The organism is Segatella copri, assembly GCF_019127135.1.
Lineage (GTDB): Bacteria > Bacteroidota > Bacteroidia > Bacteroidales > Bacteroidaceae > Prevotella.
The window spans coordinates 38,504-60,018 of record NZ_JAHOEA010000022.1 but is presented as its reverse complement, the minus strand read 5'-3'; the positions used below and the strand labels follow the sequence as shown (position 1 = coordinate 60,018).

The 21,515-nt window shown below is 43.0% G+C and carries 17 protein-coding genes, 2 tRNA genes and 1 pseudogene; 3 read left to right on the top strand and 17 right to left on the bottom strand.

Going from position 1 to position 21,515, the window contains the following annotated elements; all coding sequences use genetic code 11:
• The first annotated feature begins 884 nt into the window (after positions 1-884).
• Positions 885-1,742, top strand: coding sequence for an enoyl-ACP reductase FabI (locus KSW37_RS07725; RefSeq protein ID WP_022121533.1), 858 nt, complete (start codon positions 885-887; stop codon positions 1,740-1,742).
• Between the two features lie 74 nt (positions 1,743-1,816).
• Here KSW37_RS07725 and KSW37_RS07720 read toward each other — a convergent pair whose 3' ends face one another.
• Positions 1,817-2,824, bottom strand: coding sequence for an endonuclease/exonuclease/phosphatase family protein (locus tag KSW37_RS07720; RefSeq protein ID WP_217313899.1), 1,008 nt, complete (start codon positions 2,822-2,824; stop codon positions 1,817-1,819).
• 56 nt (positions 2,825-2,880) lie between these two features.
• Between KSW37_RS07720 and KSW37_RS07715 the strand changes: the two genes are divergently transcribed.
• Positions 2,881-2,952 (top strand) — tRNA-Arg (locus tag KSW37_RS07715).
• A 146-nt stretch (positions 2,953-3,098) separates the two neighbouring features.
• Here KSW37_RS07715 and secDF read toward each other — a convergent pair.
• The 3 genes from secDF to KSW37_RS07700 form a co-directional block, all read right to left on the bottom strand.
• On the bottom strand, positions 3,099-6,116 hold the full coding sequence (gene secDF, locus KSW37_RS07710; RefSeq protein ID WP_217313898.1) for a protein translocase subunit SecDF: 3,018 nt from the start codon (positions 6,114-6,116) through the stop codon (positions 3,099-3,101).
• A gap of 119 nt (positions 6,117-6,235) precedes the next feature.
• Positions 6,236-7,333 (bottom strand): endonuclease/exonuclease/phosphatase family protein, encoded by a 1,098-nt coding sequence (locus tag KSW37_RS07705; protein ID WP_217313897.1) that lies wholly within the window; start codon positions 7,331-7,333, stop codon positions 6,236-6,238.
• A 5-nt stretch (positions 7,334-7,338) separates the two neighbouring features.
• Positions 7,339-8,277, bottom strand: a complete 939-nt coding sequence (locus KSW37_RS07700; protein ID WP_217313896.1) for a rhomboid family intramembrane serine protease — start codon at positions 8,275-8,277, stop codon at positions 7,339-7,341.
• Positions 8,278-8,505: 228 nt separating this feature from the next.
• Between KSW37_RS07700 and KSW37_RS07695 the strand changes: the two genes are divergently transcribed.
• Positions 8,506-8,781: an HU family DNA-binding protein gene (locus KSW37_RS07695; RefSeq protein ID WP_006848085.1), complete on the top strand. Its 276-nt coding sequence runs from the start codon at positions 8,506-8,508 to the stop codon at positions 8,779-8,781.
• Between the two features lie 107 nt (positions 8,782-8,888).
• Here KSW37_RS07695 and KSW37_RS07690 read toward each other — a convergent pair whose 3' ends face one another.
• From KSW37_RS07690 to metK, 13 genes and pseudogenes are all read right to left on the bottom strand, one after another.
• Positions 8,889-9,692 carry a gluconate 5-dehydrogenase gene (locus KSW37_RS07690; protein WP_022121527.1) on the bottom strand — a complete coding sequence of 268 codons (804 nt, stop codon included), beginning with the start codon at positions 9,690-9,692 and terminating at the stop codon, positions 8,889-8,891.
• Between the two features lie 168 nt (positions 9,693-9,860).
• Positions 9,861-10,676 (bottom strand): FecR family protein, encoded by an 816-nt coding sequence (locus KSW37_RS07685; protein WP_217313895.1) that lies wholly within the window; start codon positions 10,674-10,676, stop codon positions 9,861-9,863.
• A gap of 17 nt (positions 10,677-10,693) precedes the next feature.
• Positions 10,694-11,527 carry a hypothetical protein gene (locus tag KSW37_RS07680; protein WP_217313894.1) on the bottom strand — a complete coding sequence of 278 codons (834 nt, stop codon included), beginning with the start codon at positions 11,525-11,527 and terminating at the stop codon, positions 10,694-10,696.
• A gap of 14 nt (positions 11,528-11,541) precedes the next feature.
• Positions 11,542-12,750, bottom strand: a complete 1,209-nt coding sequence (locus tag KSW37_RS07675) for a DUF4249 domain-containing protein (RefSeq protein WP_217313893.1) — start codon at positions 12,748-12,750, stop codon at positions 11,542-11,544.
• Between the two features lie 22 nt (positions 12,751-12,772).
• A complete protein-coding gene (locus tag KSW37_RS07670) occupies positions 12,773-15,523 on the bottom strand; it encodes a TonB-dependent receptor (protein ID WP_254368580.1) in 2,751 nt (916 codons plus the stop codon).
• A gap of 24 nt (positions 15,524-15,547) precedes the next feature.
• A pseudogene (locus tag KSW37_RS07665) lies at positions 15,548-16,069 on the bottom strand (RNA polymerase sigma-70 factor).
• 84 nt (positions 16,070-16,153) lie between these two features.
• A tRNA-Gln gene (locus KSW37_RS07660) sits at positions 16,154-16,224 on the bottom strand.
• A 66-nt stretch (positions 16,225-16,290) separates the two neighbouring features.
• Positions 16,291-17,592 (bottom strand): tyrosine--tRNA ligase, encoded by a 1,302-nt coding sequence (gene tyrS / locus KSW37_RS07655; RefSeq protein ID WP_006848087.1) that lies wholly within the window; start codon positions 17,590-17,592, stop codon positions 16,291-16,293.
• Between the two features lie 63 nt (positions 17,593-17,655).
• A complete protein-coding gene (yidD, locus tag KSW37_RS07650; protein WP_217313900.1) occupies positions 17,656-17,907 on the bottom strand; it encodes a membrane protein insertion efficiency factor YidD in 252 nt (83 codons plus the stop codon).
• A complete protein-coding gene (rnpA, locus tag KSW37_RS07645) occupies positions 17,907-18,350 on the bottom strand; it encodes a ribonuclease P protein component (protein ID WP_217313892.1) in 444 nt (147 codons plus the stop codon). The genes yidD and rnpA overlap by 1 nt, the downstream gene beginning before the upstream one ends.
• A 22-nt stretch (positions 18,351-18,372) precedes the next feature.
• Positions 18,373-19,122: a uroporphyrinogen-III synthase gene (locus KSW37_RS07640; protein WP_217313891.1), complete on the bottom strand. Its 750-nt coding sequence runs from the start codon at positions 19,120-19,122 to the stop codon at positions 18,373-18,375.
• 6 nt (positions 19,123-19,128) lie between these two features.
• Positions 19,129-20,154: a DUF4271 domain-containing protein gene (locus KSW37_RS07635; RefSeq protein WP_217313890.1), complete on the bottom strand. Its 1,026-nt coding sequence runs from the start codon at positions 20,152-20,154 to the stop codon at positions 19,129-19,131.
• 3 nt (positions 20,155-20,157) lie between these two features.
• Positions 20,158-21,432 carry a methionine adenosyltransferase gene (metK, locus tag KSW37_RS07630; protein WP_217313889.1) on the bottom strand — a complete coding sequence of 425 codons (1,275 nt, stop codon included), beginning with the start codon at positions 21,430-21,432 and terminating at the stop codon, positions 20,158-20,160.
• Positions 21,433-21,515 lie beyond the last annotated feature (83 nt).

Sequence of the window (21,515 nt, the reverse complement as noted above, 5' to 3'; positions counted from 1 at the left end):
AAATGCTCAATTCAGTTGTTTGCTTCCCTAATTAAGTTTTCGGACGACCTCCCCCACAAATAAAGCGATTCTTTTAAACATAATCTCTCTCTTTATTAGATAATAATTAATAAATATATAATAATCGGCTGCAAAATTAGATTTTTTTTCGGATATTTGCAAATATTTTGAAAGAAAAATTTAATAACGCACATAAAAAAGTCTATTTTTAACACTTCTACCTTGTCATATTGCAACAAAAAGGATATTTTTGCTGCAATAAGGCTATAATTTGTAAGAACAGAAATAAGAAGGTTCTTAAGTTATCTATACAGGCATCTGCCGGGTAAGACGTATTGCTTAAATACGTAGAACAAATAGATTAAATAGTCACAGCTCTACGGTTCATCGGTTCTAACAATTAGTTCCGTTCGGTTGACGGCAGTTGCCAACAAGGTTGCTGACATATGTCAATAACTCTGTTGGCATATGTCAGGAACCTTGTTGACATATGTCAGGAACCTTGTTGGCATATGTCAGGAACATTGTTGCCATATGCCAACAATTCTGCTGGCATATGGCAGCAACCCTACAAATCTAATTCCTCAGACCAACAGATACGTTATCTATAAGCATAAGATATATCTGTTTCAGGCTTATTATCTGCAAAGAATAAATAGAATATCATACTGACTGCAGGGAGCGGAATACTTGACATACCACAAAAAAGAAAACGTTTACGGCACTTTTTAGTTAAAAAATTTGGGTATATTGCACATTTTTCGTAATTTTGCGCACGATTTCAACGACTAGAACAAAACAAAGTGGTTTTACACCTTATTATATATAGAGAATGATATATGTAGGGGATTGTCGTTAGTATAAACAAAAGTATTAAGATAACAATGACTCACAATTTGTTAAAAGGCAAGCGTGGCATCATCTTCGGTGCACTCAATGAGGAATCAATCGCTTGGAAAGTAGCTGTAAAGGCTGCTGAAGAGGGTGCTACTATCGCACTTAGTAATACAGCTATGGCTTTGCGTATGGGTACGCTGGATAAGCTCGCTGAACAGATCAACGCTCCTATCATCGCAGCTGATGCGACTAGCGTAGAAGACTTGGAAAAGGTATTCACAGAGGCTCAGGAGAAACTCGGTGGCAAAATCGACTTCGTGCTCCACTCTGTAGCTATGAGCCCTAACGTTCGCAAGCATCGTACATACGATGACCTCGACTACAACTTCCTGAACAAGACATTGGACATCTCTGCTATCTCTTTCCACAAGATGTTGCAGGTAGCCAAGAAGTTGGATGCTATCAACGAGTGGGGTTCTGTAGTAGCTCTCACATACGTAGCTTCTCAGCGTACATTCTTCGGTTACAACGATATGGCTGATGCCAAGAGCATGCTCGAAAGTATTGCCCGCAGCTTCGGTTACATCTATGGTCGTGAGAAGCACGTGCGCATCAACACCATCTCTCAGAGCCCTACAGCTACAACAGCAGGTAAGGGTATCAAGGATATCGAGAACATGATGGACTTCGCCGACAAGATGTCTCCACTCGGAAACGCCGTAGCTGAGGATTGCGCTAACTACTGCGTGATGATGTTCTCTGACTTCACCCGCAAGGTAACCATGCAGAACCTCTTCCACGATGGTGGTTTCTCATCAATGGGTATGAGCCTCCGTGCCATGAACCAGTATGCTAAGGATATAACTCCTTATGAGGATGAGAACGGTAAGGTTATCTACGGATAATCAGGCAGAAGAGAAAAAATCTCACTAATATACAAACAGGTATGTTCGGTAAAAATCTGAGCATACCTGTTTTTTTATTCATATCCACCCTCTATTTTAAACTTGGCAACAAGCGGCAGATGATCGCTGTATCCACCCAAATATCGGGGACCGAGATAGGTGCGGAAAGGTTTCTTTCCGCCATATTTCTCATCATCTTCTAAGAGGAATGGCAAATCTCCTATCTGACAACCCATCTTAAGCCGGGAAAGCGAAGGACTGAAGAGAATCTGGTCAAGACTTCGCCAATCTCCATGCCAGCGATAAGTAGCCTTGGCACCATGAGAGCCTTTGACGCCAACAGATATATTAATAAGGTGATGCTGATAAAGATAACGAAGAGCCGGAGAATCGGAATAATCGTTGAAATCGCCGGCTACGATAATCCTTGCACTATCATTGAGCGCATAGATAGAATCTACAGCAGAAACCAACTGGCTGGCTACCTGCAGGCGGTAGGGACGCGAAACCTGTTCGCCGCCACGCCGGCTAGGCGCATGCAATACAAAGACATGGAGCGTATCATCATTCATAATCCGCCCCGAAGCGTAGAGAATATCTCTCGTAGGACGAGTATCAGGCAGCGGCTTGATGCGGATAGACCGGAACTGTATAAGCGCAAAAGAAGATGGCTGATAAAGCAAAGCCACATCTATGCCTCGTTCATCAGGCGAATCGGTCATCACATAATCATAATTCACACCGCGAAGAGCTGAACGCCGGGTTAAATCAAACAGCACACTATCGTTCTCCACTTCGCAAAGCGCCACAAAATCGGGAACATGCCAGGACTTCTCCGAGGGTCTTGAAGGATTATCTGGGGAGGCGGTACCAACAAGCGACAAATCTTCATAACCCAAAGCTACTATAGTCTTGGAAAGATTTGCCAGCTTGCGCCAATAGCGATAAGGCGTCCACTTGTAACTGCTCTGTGGCAGGAATTCATAGTCATTCTTCAGCGAATCATGCTTCGTATCGAAGAGGTTTTCGCAGTTCAACTCCACAAAAGTGAGGAAACTTGATAAGATGAGAGTGAAAAACATAACATTTTATTTTGTATTGTCAACGATTTGATGTATCTTTGCAGTCGGTTTACAATGGTCCTATAGTTTAACGGATAGAACGGAGGTTTCCTAAACCTTTGATCCGAGTTCGATTCTCGGTGGGACCACGTACTTTCCTTATCATTCCAGAGATGATAAAACAATAAAGGTCGCTCCTGACAATCAGGAAGCGACCTTTATTATTTTTATATTCTTTCCAGTATCTTTCTCTATCCGACATACATCGGACAGAGAAAGAATGAAGAGTTTCTGATTACTTAACTTCTGCAACCTCCTCAGCTGGCTCTTCCTTAATCTTACGACCAAGAACGATGTAAGCCATTGGAGATGCAATGAAGATAGATGACAATGTACCGAATACAACACCCAGGATCATTGCGAATGAGAAGCTGCGGATGCTGTCACCACCGAGGATGAAGATACAGAGCAACACGAGCAATGTAGATGTAGATGTATTGATGGTACGAGCCAATGTCTCATTGATAGATGCATTGAAGAGCTGCTGACGGTCGCCCTTAGGATGCAACTTCAAGTTCTCACGGATACGGTCGAACACAACCACCTTATCGTTGATAGAGTAACCTACCACGGTCAGGATAGCACCGATGAAGGTCTGGTCAATCTCCAATGAGAATGGAACGAGCCCCCACAGGAGTGAGTAGAAACCGATTACTGTCAAGGCATCAAATGCCAAAGCTACAGTAGAACCTACAGAGAAGGCCACGTTGCGGAAACGTACCAGGATGTAGAGGAAGATAGCAATCAATGCGAAGAGCACACTATAGATAGCACCCATAGTGATATCCTTAGCCACTGAAGGACCTACCTTTGTACTACTGATGATAGAACCACCCTGACGAACATCTGGATTCTTGAATGCCTCAACACTCTTCTGAGAAACCAGGTTAGCCTTCTTCAAGGCATTGTAAAGGATAGTCTCAGCCTCATCGTCAACAGTTGGACTGTTGCTCTCAATCATATAGTTGGTAGATACACGGATAGTCTTACCGTCTGTACCGATAGCAATAGCGCCAGTAGTTGCCTTAGAACCATCTGCATTAACGAATGCATCACCAAGAACGGTACGGATCTGCTCAGGCTCTACAGGATTCTCGAACTGTACCACATAGTTACGACCACCAGTAAAGTCGATACTCTTACTCAAGCCACGAACAAAGAAGCTACCGATGAATACCACTGCAGCAACGATGGCTACGGTGAAGGTAGTCTTGTACATAGACATGAACTTATACTTCTTGCCCTGCATCAGGTTGTGAGAAACTGGAGTATCAAACTTGCAGTGCATCCACTTATCGTGGTTCAACTTATAATCGTAAACCAGACGAGTCAGGAACACAGCAGTAAAGAATGAAACTACGATACCGATGATCCATGTAGTAGCGAAACCACGGATAGGACCTGTACCGGTAGTCAACAGGATAACACCAGTAATCAAAGATGTCAAGTTAGAGTCGAAGATAGCAGAGAAAGCGTTACCATAACCGGCAGCTACAGCCTGCTTCATACCCTTGCCAGAGCGGAGCTCCTCCTTGATACGCTCATAGATAAGCACGTTGGCATCCACGGCAGTACCCAGAGACAAGACCATACCGGCAAGACCTGGTAACGTCAGAGCCGCCTGGAAGGACGTCAGAATACCCAACGTGAAGAATACGTTGACGAGCAATGCCAGGTTAGCCATCATACCAGGAATGACATTGTACATCATCACCATGTAAACCATCAGGAGTACGAAAGCTACAACGAATGATACAATACCCATCTGGATAGACTGTGCACCGAGTGTAGGACCTACAACCTCCTCCTGAACGATACGTGCAGGAGCTGGCATACGACCAGACTTCAATGTGTTAGCCAAGTCCTTGGTATCCTCGATAGTGAAGTTACCGGAAATCTGAGAGCTACCACCGTCAATCTCGCCGTTTACACGAGGAGCAGAGTAAACTACGCCATCCAGAACGATAGCAATAGCCTTACCTACGTTAGCCTTTGTCATCTGAGCCCACTTACGTGCGCCCTCAGTATTCATCTTCATGCTAACAACAGGTGAACCCATCTGGTCGAACTCGTCCTTAGCATCGGTAATTACATCACCCTCCAAAGGAGCACGACCGGTAGTAGTTGTAACCTTCAAAGCATGAAGCTCATAGATATTCTTAACCTTCAGGTTATCAGCTGGCTTAGCACTCCAAAGCAGACGCAAGTCTGATGGCAAAACGCGCTTAGCCACAGCAGAGTAGATAATCTTGTTGATGGCAGCAGTATCGCGAACACTAGCATAACCAACAGTGCTCAAACCACCACCGAGCTGCAAACGAGCCAACAATGGGTGAGCCTTGATAGCAGCAGCATTCTGAGCATCCTCGCCTACCTTGCTTGCAGCATCGTCCTTCTTCTTGATAGAGAACTTAGCCTCAGCCTTCTTAGGCTCAGCCTTAGCAACTTCCTTCTTTGCAGCAGTTGAATCAGCAGCAACAGAGTCAGTCTTCTCCTCACCGTTATCACCATTAGCGATACGAGTATCAAGCTGCTGGAGATAAGGAGCAACTTCCTCTGAGTTATATGTCTCCCAGAACTCAAGGTTAGCACTACCCTGAAGCATCTTACGCATACGTTCAGGCTGGCTGATACCAGGCATTTCTACCATGATACGGCCCTGCTGACCTTCCAGCTTCTGGATGTTAGGCTGAACAACACCGAACTTATCGATACGGGTGCGGACAACATTGAATGAGTTGTCGATAGCATCCTGTACAGAAGCGCGGATAGCCTTCTCTACCTCTGCATCGCTGCTCTGAGGAGAAACCTTGCCCTGCAACTGCTGGGTAGCGAACACTTCTGCTAGTTTATGACCTGGTGCGCTCTTATGATAAGCGTTAATGAAAAGTGACACGAAGTCACCACCGTTAGCTTCTTCCTGAGCTCTAGCTTCCTTCATGGCATTGGTAAAACCAGCGTCGGTCTTATGATCGGCAAGGTTTTCAAGTACATCAGGTACAGAAATCTCAAGAATTACATTCATACCGCCCTTAAGGTCAAGTCCAAGACCAATCTGAGTCTCCAAGCAGTTCTGGTAAGAATAAACACCTAAGTACTTAACAGAATCCTTATAATCCTGCTGAGCAATAGGATCTTTAATCTTTGCAGCCTCGCTGTCATAGTAACGTGTGGCAAACGAGAATGACAAATAGAAGATACTTGCGAGTGTCAGTAAGACGGCTACACAAATTACAATTCCTTTGTTTTGCATTTCTATTTATTGTTATTAATTATTTGTTTCTTTTCAATTGCTTTTAGGGATTCTTTCAAAAACCTCCATAAAGTTGTGCAAAAATAAGCATTTTTTTTCTTATATAAGAATAATTTGCTCTATTTTTGCTTTTTAGGGCGCATTTTTAGCTTACAAATGATAGGATAGTGGTCTGAAACGGCGATTTTATCATCAACTTTACATTCATAAGGCTCCCAATCGTCTGAACACATGATATTGTCAATGCGAACAAAAAAGCCTCCATGATGATAGCTGATACCCGGTCCGTTACCACTTGCAATGTAGCAATCCGTCAAATCTTTAGCTATCGTTCGATGAGCATAAGAGATAGGACCATCATTAAAGTCACCGCACAAAATAATACTCTGTTCTTTATGCTGCTGAATGTATTTTGCTACAGCCTCAGCCTCCGGAGCCCGTTTCTTTGTTGCCTCGGCAAGTTTTACAACGAGCAGTTTGGACGTTTCTTCTGCAGTATCAACCTGCAATTTTCCGATAACCAGATTCTTGAACTGGCGTCTGTCCTCTAAACTTAAGCCGGTAGTTTCCAAATGATTATTGATGAGAAGGACCTCTCTATCTTTCATTTTCAGACGATATGCTACACTCATATTTCCTTGCGATTCATAAGAAATTCGCTCTTTTGAAAGAATAGGGTATTTACTGAGCAACATAAGACAATTTCCACCATTCACGTGCATCGTTGTATCCTGATAAGCATACATCGGCTTGAGCATACTATCTATCTGCTCAATATTCCGGGCTGTAGGACATGCTTCCTGCAGACAAACTATGTCAGCATCCTGCTCCTGCAGATAAGCAATACAGACATTAGTTCCTTCGGCATCCTCTGTCTGTGCACCAAAATTCCAAGTATTATATGATAGAACTTTGATACAACCTTTTGGAGTTTCGCCAGAAAAATTGATTGGCATATACTTGCGAACAGGAACAAAACAAATCAAAAAGCCCAAGAATGGAATAATGGCATACTTAGACCGGAAGAGCAACCAGAAAAGCAAAAAGCCTAGGTTAACTATAAGAAAAACCGGGAAAAGTAAGCCAAGATTAGCCAATGCGGCGAACTTTTCCGGCTGAAAGAAGTCAGAAAAGCCCACCAGCAACATGATGATGATAGTTGCCACATTAGCACCAGCTATCATCTTATATGTAAATTCCTTAAATCCTTTAAACATGCTTTTTACTTATTACTCTGATCAAAGAGCATCTGCTTTTCACTAGGAGTCAAGCTATCATAACCGCTCTTTCTTATTTTATCTAAGATTCGATCTATCTCTTCCTGTGATACAACCTTTTCGTTGGTCTTACATTCAGCATCCTGTTCATAAGTCTGATTATAAGATTCATTCTTGGTATAAGTAAAATGCGTTCTACCAGCCCGACGCTTTCCACCGAACATACCTTTCAACTTATCAAAAGCGTCTGCAGAATTTGAATGATAGTAACCATTATCAATCTGCTTACGCCAATAACGGATCAGGAAGAATCCAAAGACCATACCTCCCAAATGGGCAATATGAGCCACACCATCATCAGAGAGAGAGAATGTTGAAACCAATTCTATGACAGCATAGCCTATCACGAAGAATTTAGCTTTAATAGGAACTGGCAACGGGAAAATGAAGAGACGCTCGTTTGGATAAATCATACCAAAGGCAAGCAATATGGCATAAATAGCTCCTGAAGCACCCACGGTAGTCCATAGGTTCAGATATTGCTCCATTGTAATTCTGGCCCCATTAACACTTACATAATCATAAGCAACCATATCCTTTGCCACATACGTAATATACTGGGCTGCCTCTTGGAACAAGCCGGCTCCGATTCCACACACCATGTAATAAAAAAGGAATTTCTTAGGTCCCCAAACTCTTTCTACCACACAGCCAAACATCCATAGGGCAAACATATTGAAGAGAATATGCTGAAAACCGCCATGCATAAACATGTAGGTAACTAACTGATAAATATGGAAATCTGAAGCTAAGAAGAAATGGAGCCCAAACATATCTGTCAAACTAGAACCACCACCCATACTCTTATCCATCAGCATGCATGCCAGGAATGCTACTACATTCACTATCAGCAAATTCTTTGTTACAATTGGAATATTGCGCATAACTTTATTTCTCTAAACTGTTTAATAATCTAACTAATATTTGTATTTTGGCGGCAAAATTACGAAAAATATCCGTGAAAACACCAAAAAATAGGCTTATTACACTTAATTTTCAATAAATTCATCACTTTTCTGCTTTTTTTATTTGAACTTTCACAAGAAAAAGCTATATTTGTAAACGAATTCAACTTAGAAACAACAATATTATTCATTTAATAACGAAAAATTATGAACAAGACAGAATTGATTGACAAGATTGCAGCAGGTGCTGAGATTACAAAGGCACAGGCTAAGGCCGCTCTCGAAGCTACAACAAATGCATTGAAGGAAGCTCTCATTGCAGGTGATAAGATTCAGTTGGTAGGTTTCGGTACATTCAGCATTAACGAGCGTCCTGCTCGTGAGGGTATCAATCCAGCTACTAAGGAGAAAATCCAGATTGCAGCTAAAAAGGTTGCTAAGTTCAAGGCTGGTGCTGAGCTCGCAGATGCAATCAACAAATAATTGTAAAGATTATTTTAATCATAAATATAGGGCAGCCCTTTATGGCTGCCCTATATTTTTTTATTCTATTCAAGTTTATTCTAACTCAAATCTACAAGTTTAATCCTTTATTTTGGCTGTTTTCCGATATATGCCAAGATACCACCATCTACGTAGAGAATGTGGCCATTCACTGCATTAGAAGCATCTGAAGCCAAGAAAACAGCAGGACCTGCCAACTCTTCTGGTTCCAACCAGCGACCTGCAGGAGTCTTTGCACAGATAAAGCTATCGAATGGATGACGGCTACCATCAGCCTGACGCTCACGGAGAGGTGCAGTCTGAGGAGTTGCGATGTAACCAGGGCCCAAACCATTGCACTGGATGTTGTACTCACCATACTCAGAGCAGATGTTACGTGTCAACATCTTCAAGCCACCCTTGGCAGCAGCGTATGCAGAAACTGTCTCACGGCCCAGCTCGCTCATCATAGAGCAGATGTTGATAATCTTACCATGACCCTTCTTGATCATACCTGGGATAACTGCCTTAGATACAATAAAAGGTGCTGTGAGGTCAATGTCAATAACCTGCTTAAAGTCATCTACAGACATCTCAGTCATAGGAATACGCTTGATAATACCTGCATTGTTTACCAAAATATCAATAACACCAAGTTCCTTCTCGATGTCAGCTACCATGTTTTTCACCTGTTCCTCATCAGTTACATCACAGATATAACCCTTTGCCTCAATACCCTTTGCTTTGTAATCAGCAAGAGCCTGATCCATGTGATGCTGGCTGCGGCAGTTGAAAGCAATCTTAGCACCAGCCTTGGCATAAGCCTCAGCAATAGCGAAACCGATACCATAAGCGGCACCTGTCACGAGGGCAACCTTACCCTCTAATGAGAATAGTTTATTAAAGTCCATAATTTTATTTTTTATAAATTGTTTGATTTGTTACGAGGGCAAAGATACAAAATAATTTTGAATATCACCCTAAATCAATACGAAAGATGCACCCTTTTTACTTATTTTCTCATTTTATTGCCTACTTTTCCTAAGTTTGTCCCTTTTTACGATGTTTTATTCACACACTTATCTTATCTGAACACCCAATGTTTCTTCTATTACTTGGATGATCTGTGGGATGGAATTGGTATCAAAATCACCCGTCAGACGCTTGCTCTCATCAGAAGCCGTATATCTTGTACCAGATAATTTAGAAAGATCCTCCAATACTTCTGATAATGGAGTATTGTCGAAATGCAGGCGATGGGTAGCCCATGCCACATCATTGATATCATAATCTGCCAACAACTTAGGTTGGACAGCCCCTTTCAACAGACGTGCCCGCTTGCCTTTAATCAGGAAGACACCCTCTTCAGAGTTACGAGCTGTGAAAAGCACCTTTCCGCTGGTTACCATCACTTCGGGAGCATCCGTTCTTTCATCCACCATAAACTGGGTACCGAGCACCCTTACGTGTCCATGCTCTCCCATCACATCGAAAGGATGCTGTTCATCATGCTTCACCTGATAATAGATACAGCCCTTCATCTCCACCTTTCTGCAATCATCTTCCTGATAGGAAAGAGAAGAATGAGGCATCAACGATACCTTCGTTCCATCAGGCAGATGATATGCCACTACTTCTGAATCAGCAGAAAGCGTCACCGTCTTTGGCTGCAAAAGCGTATAGGCTCCTATGGTGAAGAGCACCAAAATAGATGCAGCCACAGCTATCCAGCGGATGCGACACATGCGTAAAGATACAGTTGCAGCATGCGAAACCTCTTCATCAGAAATGCCAACCCGAGCCTTCACCTTCTGCAAGGCCTTCCGGGTATCCAGCTTGCCCGGCTGAAAATACTTCAGCACAAATTCCTGTTCATTCTTGTTGATCTTCATCATAGAATCCCTTTCTTCCTTTAAAATTGTCCTGTAATAGATGCAAAGAGCGTATTGGTATGCTTATACTTCTCGATGCCATTATATCGCTTACCCTTTGTATAGCGGATATTGTTTCTGCTATTTTCGATATTGAAGTCGCTTGTCAGCCATCCCAAAGACAGAAATACATCGCCCGAACGGAAGGTCAAAGCCGACTTGATGCGCCAAGCCAGCCATTTTCCACCATGATTACTGACGGTTCGGATAGTTGCATTACCATAAAGCTCATCTTCATAAGATGCAGGATGCCCCACACCTTGTGCATCCTTGATTTCGGTAAAAGATACCCAATCATTATAAAATGGCGTGATGCAGAGTCCCGGCTCGCAATGCAGCATCAAGCCCGCAGAACGACGCCTGCTCAACCACAAGGTAGGAGTACGAAAAGCCAAACCTGGTGTCAGGTTGATTTTAATCACCCTCTTTGGATCATATTCATCATCTTCATAACGTTCCATCAATGGTCTATCCCCGTAGTTATCGTTCCATTCTATTCCACAGGAAACGCCTGCATAGGTCAGGGGATAATAGGCAAATGTCAACTCAACCATGTAGCTGTCTTCATTGGCATCACAAAGTCCGCCCGTAATACCAGCCACATAGCGCAGCAGCTTGGTATCCTGCTTTAACTTCATGCGATTGATCATTTCCACACGCTGTTCAAAAGTCATAGAATCCTTCACCGCTTCCACGGTATCATTCAAGATACGATAACCCGTATTCGCCTTTTGAACAGAAACATCAGAACCTTGTGCCTTGCCGGCAATGGCAAAGCACAAGGTACCTAAAATGATAAAAAGACTTCTTTTCATACTCCTCACCTTTTTTATTTGGTATATATTCCGCCTTGATTATCCGATGGCAATGGGGCGATATATTTCGAAGCTTCACAGACATTAAATCCTGCCACTACACCGAAACCACCTTTTACGTTCGAATAAGTAGGTGTCACCTGCATCAATCCAGCGTCCGCCCAACTATTGCTCTGCGCATCGTTAATGCTCTTCAAGAAGCGATAGTACTCTGGAGTAACCTTGCAAAGTTGTACATTATAAGTAAAGCCAAACAAACGGTCCCAACCATCATACGTGTGCCAATAAGAATCATTACTGTTCACTTCCAAATGCATCGTATAGGTCTGTCCATTTATCGTCCGGTCATTGAAGATATAAACATCATCAAAGTATTCGTATTCGTCAAAGCCGAAATCATTATCCAACTCTGACTTCTTGCTAATCAATGGCTCACTGGTGGTCACCATCTCAGGCCAAACGATATTTGATGCCAAACTATCAAAACACCATTCATATTCATCCTCCCTACCCAAATAATTAAGATAATCTTGGTAATTATTAGCATAAACATCATGTTGCCATCTATTGCCTTCTTTGGGAACACCTTTCAAGTTTCCATATTTCTGCTTGCGAGTTACCTTCACAGAATAATAATCCGTGGTTGAAGCAGGGTCACTAAAAGTCGCTTCCAACTTATCTACCGAGAAATAAACATCATGATCCGACGATTTCTCTTTCAAATGGATGTCACCTATATTTACATCAACCTTCTCGGGAATGGAAGTCGAAGCAGAAACCTCGGAGAGACCATCTGCCGATACCTGGACCTCAATCTTATCTCCAGCCTTCTGCTTTCCTACGGCATAATACTGTCCTATTAGGGTAGAAAGAGACCAACTATCGGAAACTTGAGAAAAGAACTGCGCTTCCTTTATGTTTTCGATACGTTTCACCTCCTGTGGCATTCCATTTACCTTATATACGACACTTGCATCCACGGTTAAACGTGATTGGGTATCTATATCTCCTTTGAAAGAAGAAACGGGCAAGCTTTTCGTTACAACGATAAGTGTGGTATCTCCCTCCGTTGGAAAACAATAAAGTACCAATCGGGGAGTATCTTGCAGCTTCTTCACATCAAAATCATCTATGCAAGAAGAAAAGGCCACGCTCATCAAAAAGAAGAACAGTCCCCATTTCCAACTTACATTGATTTTTATTCTTCTATGATTTGTATTCATATCCAATGAGATTTCTTTTGTTTTAAAACTTGATAGTATAACTAAATGAAGGTATTATTGGAATAAATCCCTTGTTTTTCGCCTCAAACTGCTGCGTACCCTCATTATAGTCCACCTTGACGTACATCGAGTTGAGATGACAATAAGCATTATAGATGCTCAAATTCCAAATGCGCTCATGTCCATGCTTGGTGACATGACGGAAATCAAATCCCAAGTCCAAGCGATGATAAGCTGGAAGCGTCAAATTATTGGGGATGGCATAGACATAAGAGGCGGAATTCCACCAATTCCTGTAATACTTGCCTTCTTGATCTGGCAAGCTTGGCAATGCCGCCAACTGGGTTGGCACCGTGGCATGATTGCCCGTGTGACAGTTCCAGACCGCAAAGCAACTCACCTTTTTGTTAAACGCATACCGCAAAGACAGATTCAACTTATGGCGGTTGTCAAACTTGTCGTAATACCAATCCTGATAGAAGTCATCATACTTTCGCTTGTTCCAAGAGAGCGTATAAGAACCACTCAAAGTCAGATGATTGGTGCGATAAGTGGCATCAGCCTCAACGCCATAGAAGAGCCCCTTGCCATCCATCACTTGCGAATCCCAATGCTCAGCAGGCGGCTCTATGCCTACCCAACTGCTGTATTGAAGCAGATGCTTGGACAACTTGTAATACCCTTCGAGCGACAGAAGCCAATGGCGGTTGGGCTGGGCATAGATTCCTGCCGCAAACTGATAAGAACGCATTGGCTTCAGATTTCGGGTAGTCGGTACCCAATAATCCGTAGGCAAGGACAAGTAGCTGTTAGAGACCTTATGCACATACTGGGTCATCTGAGTAAAGGAAGCCTTCAGCGACACCTCATTGCTCAGTTGATATTTCAGGGCAAAACGTGGGTCGATATTCAAGAAGTTCTTGTTACTGATATGAAAAAGGCCCATATTGAAGCCAACATTCATACTCCAGTTGCGGTTGATATTGATTTCATCCTCTGCGTATACCGTCCACTCATGCGCCACATGACGATTACTACTATTCATTCGGATGGTATCAACTTGGGCTGATGCATTTCCCTCATATCCAGTATAATCCAATTGCATAGCTGTCTGGGGGCGAAAGAGATGCATCGTATAGTCGCTTCCAAAACGGAAATGATGACGAGGGTTCGGACGGTAATCGAATGCCAGACGATAGCCCGCATCATAAATCGTTGAGGTATAACCATGCTCCAAGTGAGTGACAGAAGTGGCATTCTCTCCCGAAGGATTGATGTAACGATCATCATCAAAGGAATACAACTTGGAACGATTATGGGAATACACCGCTGTAATGTTTGAAAAGAGCTTCGGAGAGAACAGGTAGTTCCAGTTGAGTGCTACATTAAAGTTTCCCCAATCCAGCTGCGACTTCGTCAAGTCCTTGTCATAGCTTTGGTTGGGTTGATACCCATCTGCCTTACTTTGATCAAAATCATCCTTCACATCCCAGCTGTCTTTTCCGTGATAGAGACTCAAGTCTATCTTCGAGCGGTCGTTGAAACGATGGGTTACCTTGGCATTCAGGTCCATGAAGTAATAACCTATCGAGAGTTTATCGTCTGGATCAGAGAAAGCCTTGGTCAAGGGACGGGACAGCAAATCCATCCAGGAACGGCGCATACCTATATTATAAGAGGTCTTGCCTTTCCGGATAGGTCCCTCAAACTGCACACTGGCATCGAGCAGTCCGATGCGATAGGCACCATGAAACTGATTCATGTTTCCATCGGCAGTACGCACATCCACCACCGACGACAATCTTCCACCATATCGTGCAGGAAAGCCGCTCTTGTAGAAATCCACATTCTTCACCACATCGGCATTGAAACTGGAGAAAAGCCCCAGCGCATGATTCGTATCATAAAGCGGAGTACCATCTATCAGATAAAGGTTCTCATCGCCATTGCCACCATGCACATAGAGTCCGCTTGCCAACTCCTGTCCTTCTGCCACACCACTCACACGCTGCAGGGTCTTCACCACATCCGGCGAAGACATCAGGGCAAACTCTGTCTTGATATCCTTGTTCGAAAAGGAGCGCTTGCCGGTTTGTGTGGTCAGAAGCGGAGAGTTCAAATCGCCATCTACCACCACCTCAGGCAGTTTACCATCAACACGGAGTGCCATATTATGATGCATATCTTTCGAGAGATTCAATTTTTCCACCTTATCGGCATAGCCCACATACGAAAAGCGGAGCTGGTGCTCGCCTTCGGGCAGGGTAAGCGAAAAGAAACCATACTCATTGGTGGTTGTGCCGATGCCATCCGTCAGATCATAGATGGTGGCATTAATCAGCGATTCGCCACTCTCATCACGGACATATCCGCTGAGAGTGTGGCGACGCTGAACCTGCTGAACTTTGTGATTGATATTCGTGTAAGATGTTGATATTTGTTGTACGGGTTTTCGCTTCAATATCACATAGTTCGCATTGATATTATATAGAATATGAGTTTTCTCGAAAAGCGCCTTCAGTGCCTTCTTCACCGGAAGATGCTGGATGTCTGGTCCATGATACTTGATGTTCAATTCCCCATCAAGCGATGAATCATAGACGAAGTTGATTTTCCTGATACGGTGCAGCCAATCCATCTGCTGACGGATGGTGGTAGAAGTCTGAGCCTCCACCATCATCTTCGGCGTGCCTGCCAACGTTGGAGCTGGCAAGGCTAGAATTGAGAGCGCAAAAATAATCTCTTTACCTTTCATAACTGTACTTTTATTCATTCTTTTATTGCTATAACGCAAGAATTACAGAATACCCCCATGGATGAAAGGTAAAATATAGAAAAAATCTGCAAGAAAATCATCTTTCTTGCCTCGTAAGGTCTTTAAAGCCTTGGAAATCTGATGCTCCACGGTCTTTTCCGACAGGTTCAGTTCTTCAGCTATCTCCCGATAAGTCATTCCGTCACGCTTGCTCATCAGGAAGATTTCCCTGCATCGTTCGGGTTATAGCTCGATAGCCGTCCACAATTCTGCCTCCCGGAAAGAACTTTCCTGTGCCTGGTCTTCAGAAATCACGCCACATAAATCGGTAGGAGAAATCTCCGTATCTATCGGAGACTGGCGGCGCAACAGGTCGATGCAGGCATTGCGCACAGAGATATATAAGAAAGCCTTGATGTTTTCCGGCATGATGCTTCTACTTATCAATTTCACAAAACAATCCTGCACCACGTCTTCAGCCTCATCGATACCATGCAGATAATGAGTGGCATAAAGACATAGCGGACGATAATACTGCTGAAATATCAAGTCTATCTCTTGCATAAACTTTCTCTACCTAAACTAAACTCTTATATAACAAAATAACCCTTCAAATCCGCAAAGACTTGAAGGGTTATTTATGACCTGTTGTCCCAGGCGGATTCGAACCACCACTGACAGAACCAAAAACTGTAGTGCTACCATTACACCATAGGACAAGCAAATCGAATGCAAAGGTAGTGGATTTTTTCTCCACTACCAAATATTTTCAATACTTTTAACGATTACTTAACGGTAATCAAGAAGTAGTTCTTCTTACCTTTCTGAACCAAAAGATACTTACCGTCAATCAGGTCATCAGCAGTTACAACCTGGTCGAAAGCAGCGAGCTTCTCCTTGTTGAGTGAAACGCCACCACCCTTAACGAGCTTGCGCATCTCGCTCTTGCTTGGGAAAATCTGCATGCCCTCCTGATTGAAGAGATCTACAGCAGTTCCACCGAGCAGGTTCTTATCGAGGTCGTAGTGAGGAACATTGGCGAATACATCGTTCAATGTTGCCTCATCGAGCTGTGCCAAGTTCTCCTTGGTAGCCTTACCGAAGAGGATGTTGCTGGCTGCGATAGCCATATCCAAATCCTCCTGAGAATGAACCATTATGGTAACCTCCTCAGCCAGACGCTTCTGGAGTACACGGCGACCAGGATCCTGCTTGTGCTCCTCTACAAGGGCATCAATAGTCTCCTTATCGAGGTCGGTAAAGATCTTGATATACTTCTCTGCGTCGTCATCGCTTACGTTCAACCAGAACTGGTAGAAAGCGTAAGGAGTAGTGCGGTTACGGTCCAACCAGATGTTACCGCTCTCTGTCTTACCGAACTTCTTACCGTCTGCCTTGGTAATCAATGGGCAAGTAAGGCAGAAGCACTCTGCGTCGTTACCCAATGTACGGTGAATCAACTCAGTACCGGTAGTCATGTTACCCCACTGGTCGTTACCACCCAACTGGAGGCGCACGCCATACTTCTCATACTGATAGAGGAAGTCATAGCCCTGGAGCAACTGATAGGTGAACTCAGTGAAAGACAAGCCATCACGTGCCTCACCGTTCAAGCGCTTCTGCACGCTATCCTTCGCCATCATATAGTTAACTGTGATGTGCTTACCTACCACACGAGCAAAGTCGAGGAAGGTGAAGTCCTTCATCCAGTCATAGTTATTAACCAACTCCGCCTTGTTTGGCTCATTGCCATCAAAGTCGAGGAACTTAGATACCTGCTTCTTGATAGCTTCCTGGTTATGATAGAGAGTCTCTGAATCGAGAAGATTGCGCTCCTGGCTCTTGCCAGAAGGGTCGCCAATCATACCTGTAGCACCTCCCACGAGGAGATAAGGCTTATGGCCACAACGCTGCAAGTGGCGCAACATCATGATACCACAAAGGTGACCGATGTGCAGAGAGTCTGCAGTAGGGTCGGTTCCGAGATAGGCAGACACCATGTGGGTGTTGAGATATTCCTCAGTACCTGGCATTATCTGCGCCAGCATACCACGCCATTTCAATTCTTCAACAAAATTTTTTGCCATAGAATATGATTCTTTATTATATTATATAATATGTATAAGGGGCCCAACAACACAGTCGGAAACTTACGGTACGGGATCATAACCCGAACCACCCCAAGGATTGCATCTTAAGATGCGCCAAACAGCCAAAGCCAATCCTTTAAAGGGACCATGCTTTAGAATGGCTTGTCTCGCATACTCTGAGCAAGTGGGCTGAAAGCGACAGGAAGGTGGCGTATAAGGAGTAATACACTTCTGATAAAACAATATCGGCAGTATAAGAATCCATATTAACACCTTTTTCATGCCATGTGCTATCATTAACAGAATCTTCATCATAAACTGCTCTCTTTTATGACAGTTTCAGATTGCATCTCCTTGATGTTATCAACCAATCTGTCCAAAAGTTTAGCCATTTTGGTTGAAACCAACTTTGAAGGCTGCAATTGTTCTGTTTGCCAAACAAAAGCCACAAGCAATTGTTTTCCAACATAATTCTGCATACAAGTCTCCAGCTCTTGTTTTTGATAACGAAAAGCTTCACGTATCTGTCGCTTTACCCGATTGCGTTTTACTGCACGTTTAAAATACCGCTTTGATACACTGATAAGAACTTGAACAGAAGGAGCTTGCTCATCTTTCTTGTCAACAAGAAGAAACACCATTCTCATAGGCCATGCCGTCATTGCTTTAGCACCACCTCCAAAGAGCTGTTCTATAAGTGTCAGTTTACATAGATGCTCTTTCTTTCCGAATGTTTTATTTCTGTCTGATGACATAATATATACTATTAAATATTTCCTATTTATTGTGACGTTTCAGATAATCAGCCAAGGCACCAGTCATAGATGGAAAAGCTTTATTAGGAGCCTCCAAATCAAGACGTAAGCCTTCATCTGTTGCAGTCTTGGCTGTAGCAGGTCCAAAAGCACCAACAGCGATATTCCCTTGTTCAAAGTTAGGGAAATTCTTCTTCAGAGCCTTTACACCTGTTGGACTAAAGAAAAGCATCATATCATAGTCGAAGTTCTTGATTTCCTCTTCAGAGAAATCATTGCTCACGGTACGATACATTACACATTCTGTATGATTGAGTTTTTTCTCATCAAGCAAGTTGGCAATATCATCATTATGAACACTGCTTAATGGTACCAGATATTTCTCGTTTTTATGGCGAGCCATCTGTCCCATCAAACCATCAATTTTACCTGTATCACCAAAGAACACTTTACGCTTGCGATACTGCACATACTTTTGGATGTAGAGAGCGATAGTTTCTATCACACAAAAATATTTCATATCTTCAGGAATTGTGATACGCATCTCCTTAGCTAATTTAAAGTAGTTGTCTACTGCATGACGAGATGTAAATACGACAGCAGTATAGTCAAGCAAATTTATCTTCTGCTGACGGAATTCTTTAGAAGAGAGTCCCTCTACCTTAAAGAATGGACGGAACACGCATTCTACTCCATATTGATCCTGGATATCGAAGTAAGGAGACTTCTCACTTGCAGGTTTTGGCTGAGAAACTAAAATTTTCTTTATCATTTTGTCTTAAAAGTTTATTTTCAAATAATGACTGATTAGCACAAGTCCACCCCAAAGAGCGAACAAGGGTACCACTTCAAGGGCACAAAAGTACAAAAATATTTGCAGAAACACGCCATTTCTTCTAAAAAAGATAATGTAAGCCTTCAAAAAAGCCAATATTTTAACTAATCCAAGTACTATCAACGTGTATATAACTGCAATTTGTAATGGGAAATCGAAATACGACAAAAGCATCACCATAGGAAACAAGAGCACTCCCTGACATGAAATAAGGAACAAGTATGCCTTGAGCCATTGTATATTTTTTTTCTTTTCAAAGAAAACCCATCCAGAAACCATATAAAGGAATGTCTTCAACAAGAAATAGCCTCCCATGCAACCAGCATATATACTGATAACCTGATATTGGTCTACGATAAACGTATCGCTGATAGATGCTTTCGAATAAATAAAATACCCGATTGCCAACAAAAGACAGGTCTGCAACACGAAGAAGAACTGATATCTTACCTCAGAACTGGTCTCAGTCACCTCTGTTGTACCTATACGCGGAGTACGAAAGAAGGTTTTTGCCTGGCGTATAACAAAATGCTTAGACTTAGAGAATGCTATACAAGCCAAGAGAAAACAGACCAACAGCAATGAAGTAATAAAGCTATCACCTGCTACAGTATAGGGAACAGGATCACCTGCCACTCCTAAACGTCCACCCTTTAATTCCGGATGAAACAGAGAATCTTTTGAAAAGAATGACTCACGATAATATTGTGGCAAACTTACATCCCTAAAACTCTTGCCTGCCTCATGTCCTGGCAAGTGCAAAGTATCCGGCATCTCACTCCAATGAATCTCACTTGGCTTGATATGCGCCCTAATCATGGAGTCTTGCTGAGCTGGCGTAGCATTCTTAGGCAACCAACCCAACACCTCTTTGGGTGTGGGTTGGCTGCTATGTTGCCTAAGCACTTGCGGTTGCGATTCTGCCTCAAGTGCGGCTTCTGTTTGTATCGAATCTGCCTGTTGCACCATTCCTTAAAGTCCGAAAGCTTTCTTGATTTCGTCTACCTTATCTAATTTTTCCCATGTAAAGAGTTCCACCTTTACAGTTTTAGCCTCATGATATCGGCTGGTGAAGGTCTTCTCTACAATTTCATTCTTACGTCCCATGTGTCCATATGCTGCAGTTTCCTGGAACATAGGCTGGCGCAACTTCAACTGGCGCTCGATAGCCTTTGGACGGAGATCAAACATTTCAGCAATTTTCTTTGCAATCTCACCATCCGTCATATTCACATGGCTTCTGCCGTAAGTATTTACATAGATACTAACCGGCTCTGCAACACCAATGGCATAACTTACCTGAACCAACATTTCATCAGCAACGCCAGCTGCAACCATATTCTTTGCGATGTAACGGGCAGCATAAGCAGCAGAACGGTCAACCTTACTGCTATCTTTACCAGAGAAAGCACCACCACCATGAGCGCCCTTACCTCCATAAGTATCTACAATGATCTTACGACCGGTAAGACCTGTATCTCCATGAGGACCCCCAATCACGAACTTACCTGTAGGGTTTACGAAGTACTTGATGTCATCATTGAAGAGAGCCAACACCTTGTCGCTCAGGTGAGTCTTTACTCTTGGAATCAGGATATTGATTACATCCTCACGAATTTTTGCCAGCATAGCATCATCATCGTCCTCACCATTTGCCTTCTTGATGAAATCATCATGCTGGGTAGAAACTACGATGGTATCAATACGCTGTGGGATATTATCGTCAGAATATTCGATGGTAACCTGGCTCTTAGAGTCAGGACGGAGATAAGTCATCACCTTGCCCTCCTTGCGGATATCTGCAAGTACACGCATGATGAGCTGAGCCAAGTCAAGTGATACCGGCATATAATTTTCGGTTTCCGTTGTAGCATAACCGAACATCATACCCTGGTCGCCTGCACCCTGATTATCATCCTCCTCACGACTTACACCGCGGTTAATATCATCGCTCTGCTCATGGATAGCAGTGAGCACACCACAAGAGTCGCCGTCAAACTGATATTCGCTCTTGGTATAACCGATTTTCTTGATGGTCTTGCGGGCAATGGTCTGCAAATCAACATAAACGTTAGAGCGAACCTCACCCATGACTACTACCTGACCTGTAGTACAAAAGGTTTCGATGGCGCAATGAGCGTGGTCATCGTATGCCAAAAACTGGTCAAGCAATGCATCTGAAATCTGATCAGCCACTTTATCTGGATGTCCTTCAGAAACTGATTCTGATGAAAACAAATATGCCATATTTTCTTACTTTATTTCTTTTAATTATTGATATTCATTATTTTGCGGCTGCAAAGTTACTCATATTTTTTCAGATTTTGTCA

Bases quoted from the DNA above. Each gene is read 5' to 3' on its own strand.
- KSW37_RS07670 (WP_254368580.1), bottom strand. From the start codon at position 15,523: ATGAATAAAAGTACAGTTATGAAAGGTAAAGAGATTATTTTTGCGCTC.
- KSW37_RS07695 (WP_006848085.1), top strand. From the start codon at position 8,506: ATGAACAAGACAGAATTGATTGACAAGATTGCAGCAGGTGCTGAGATT.
- KSW37_RS07680 (WP_217313894.1), bottom strand. From the start codon at position 11,527: ATGAAAAGAAGTCTTTTTATCATTTTAGGTACCTTGTGCTTTGCCATT.
- rnpA (WP_217313892.1), bottom strand. From the start codon at position 18,350: ATGTCATCAGACAGAAATAAAACATTCGGAAAGAAAGAGCATCTATGT.
- KSW37_RS07690 (WP_022121527.1), bottom strand. From the start codon at position 9,692: ATGGACTTTAATAAACTATTCTCATTAGAGGGTAAGGTTGCCCTCGTG.
- KSW37_RS07725 (WP_022121533.1), top strand. From the start codon at position 885: ATGACTCACAATTTGTTAAAAGGCAAGCGTGGCATCATCTTCGGTGCA.
- KSW37_RS07720 (WP_217313899.1), bottom strand. From the start codon at position 2,824: ATGTTTTTCACTCTCATCTTATCAAGTTTCCTCACTTTTGTGGAGTTG.
- KSW37_RS07685 (WP_217313895.1), bottom strand. From the start codon at position 10,676: ATGATGAAGATCAACAAGAATGAACAGGAATTTGTGCTGAAGTATTTT.
- tyrS (WP_006848087.1), bottom strand. From the start codon at position 17,592: ATGGCAAAAAATTTTGTTGAAGAATTGAAATGGCGTGGTATGCTGGCG.
- KSW37_RS07635 (WP_217313890.1), bottom strand. From the start codon at position 20,154: ATGGTGCAACAGGCAGATTCGATACAAACAGAAGCCGCACTTGAGGCA.
- yidD (WP_217313900.1), bottom strand. From the start codon at position 17,907: ATGAAGATTCTGTTAATGATAGCACATGGCATGAAAAAGGTGTTAATA.
- KSW37_RS07675 (WP_217313893.1), bottom strand. From the start codon at position 12,750: ATGAATACAAATCATAGAAGAATAAAAATCAATGTAAGTTGGAAATGG.
- KSW37_RS07700 (WP_217313896.1), bottom strand. From the start codon at position 8,277: ATGCGCAATATTCCAATTGTAACAAAGAATTTGCTGATAGTGAATGTA.
- KSW37_RS07640 (WP_217313891.1), bottom strand. From the start codon at position 19,122: ATGATAAAGAAAATTTTAGTTTCTCAGCCAAAACCTGCAAGTGAGAAG.
- KSW37_RS07705 (WP_217313897.1), bottom strand. From the start codon at position 7,333: ATGTTTAAAGGATTTAAGGAATTTACATATAAGATGATAGCTGGTGCT.
- metK (WP_217313889.1), bottom strand. From the start codon at position 21,432: ATGGCATATTTGTTTTCATCAGAATCAGTTTCTGAAGGACATCCAGAT.
- secDF (WP_217313898.1), bottom strand. From the start codon at position 6,116: ATGCAAAACAAAGGAATTGTAATTTGTGTAGCCGTCTTACTGACACTC.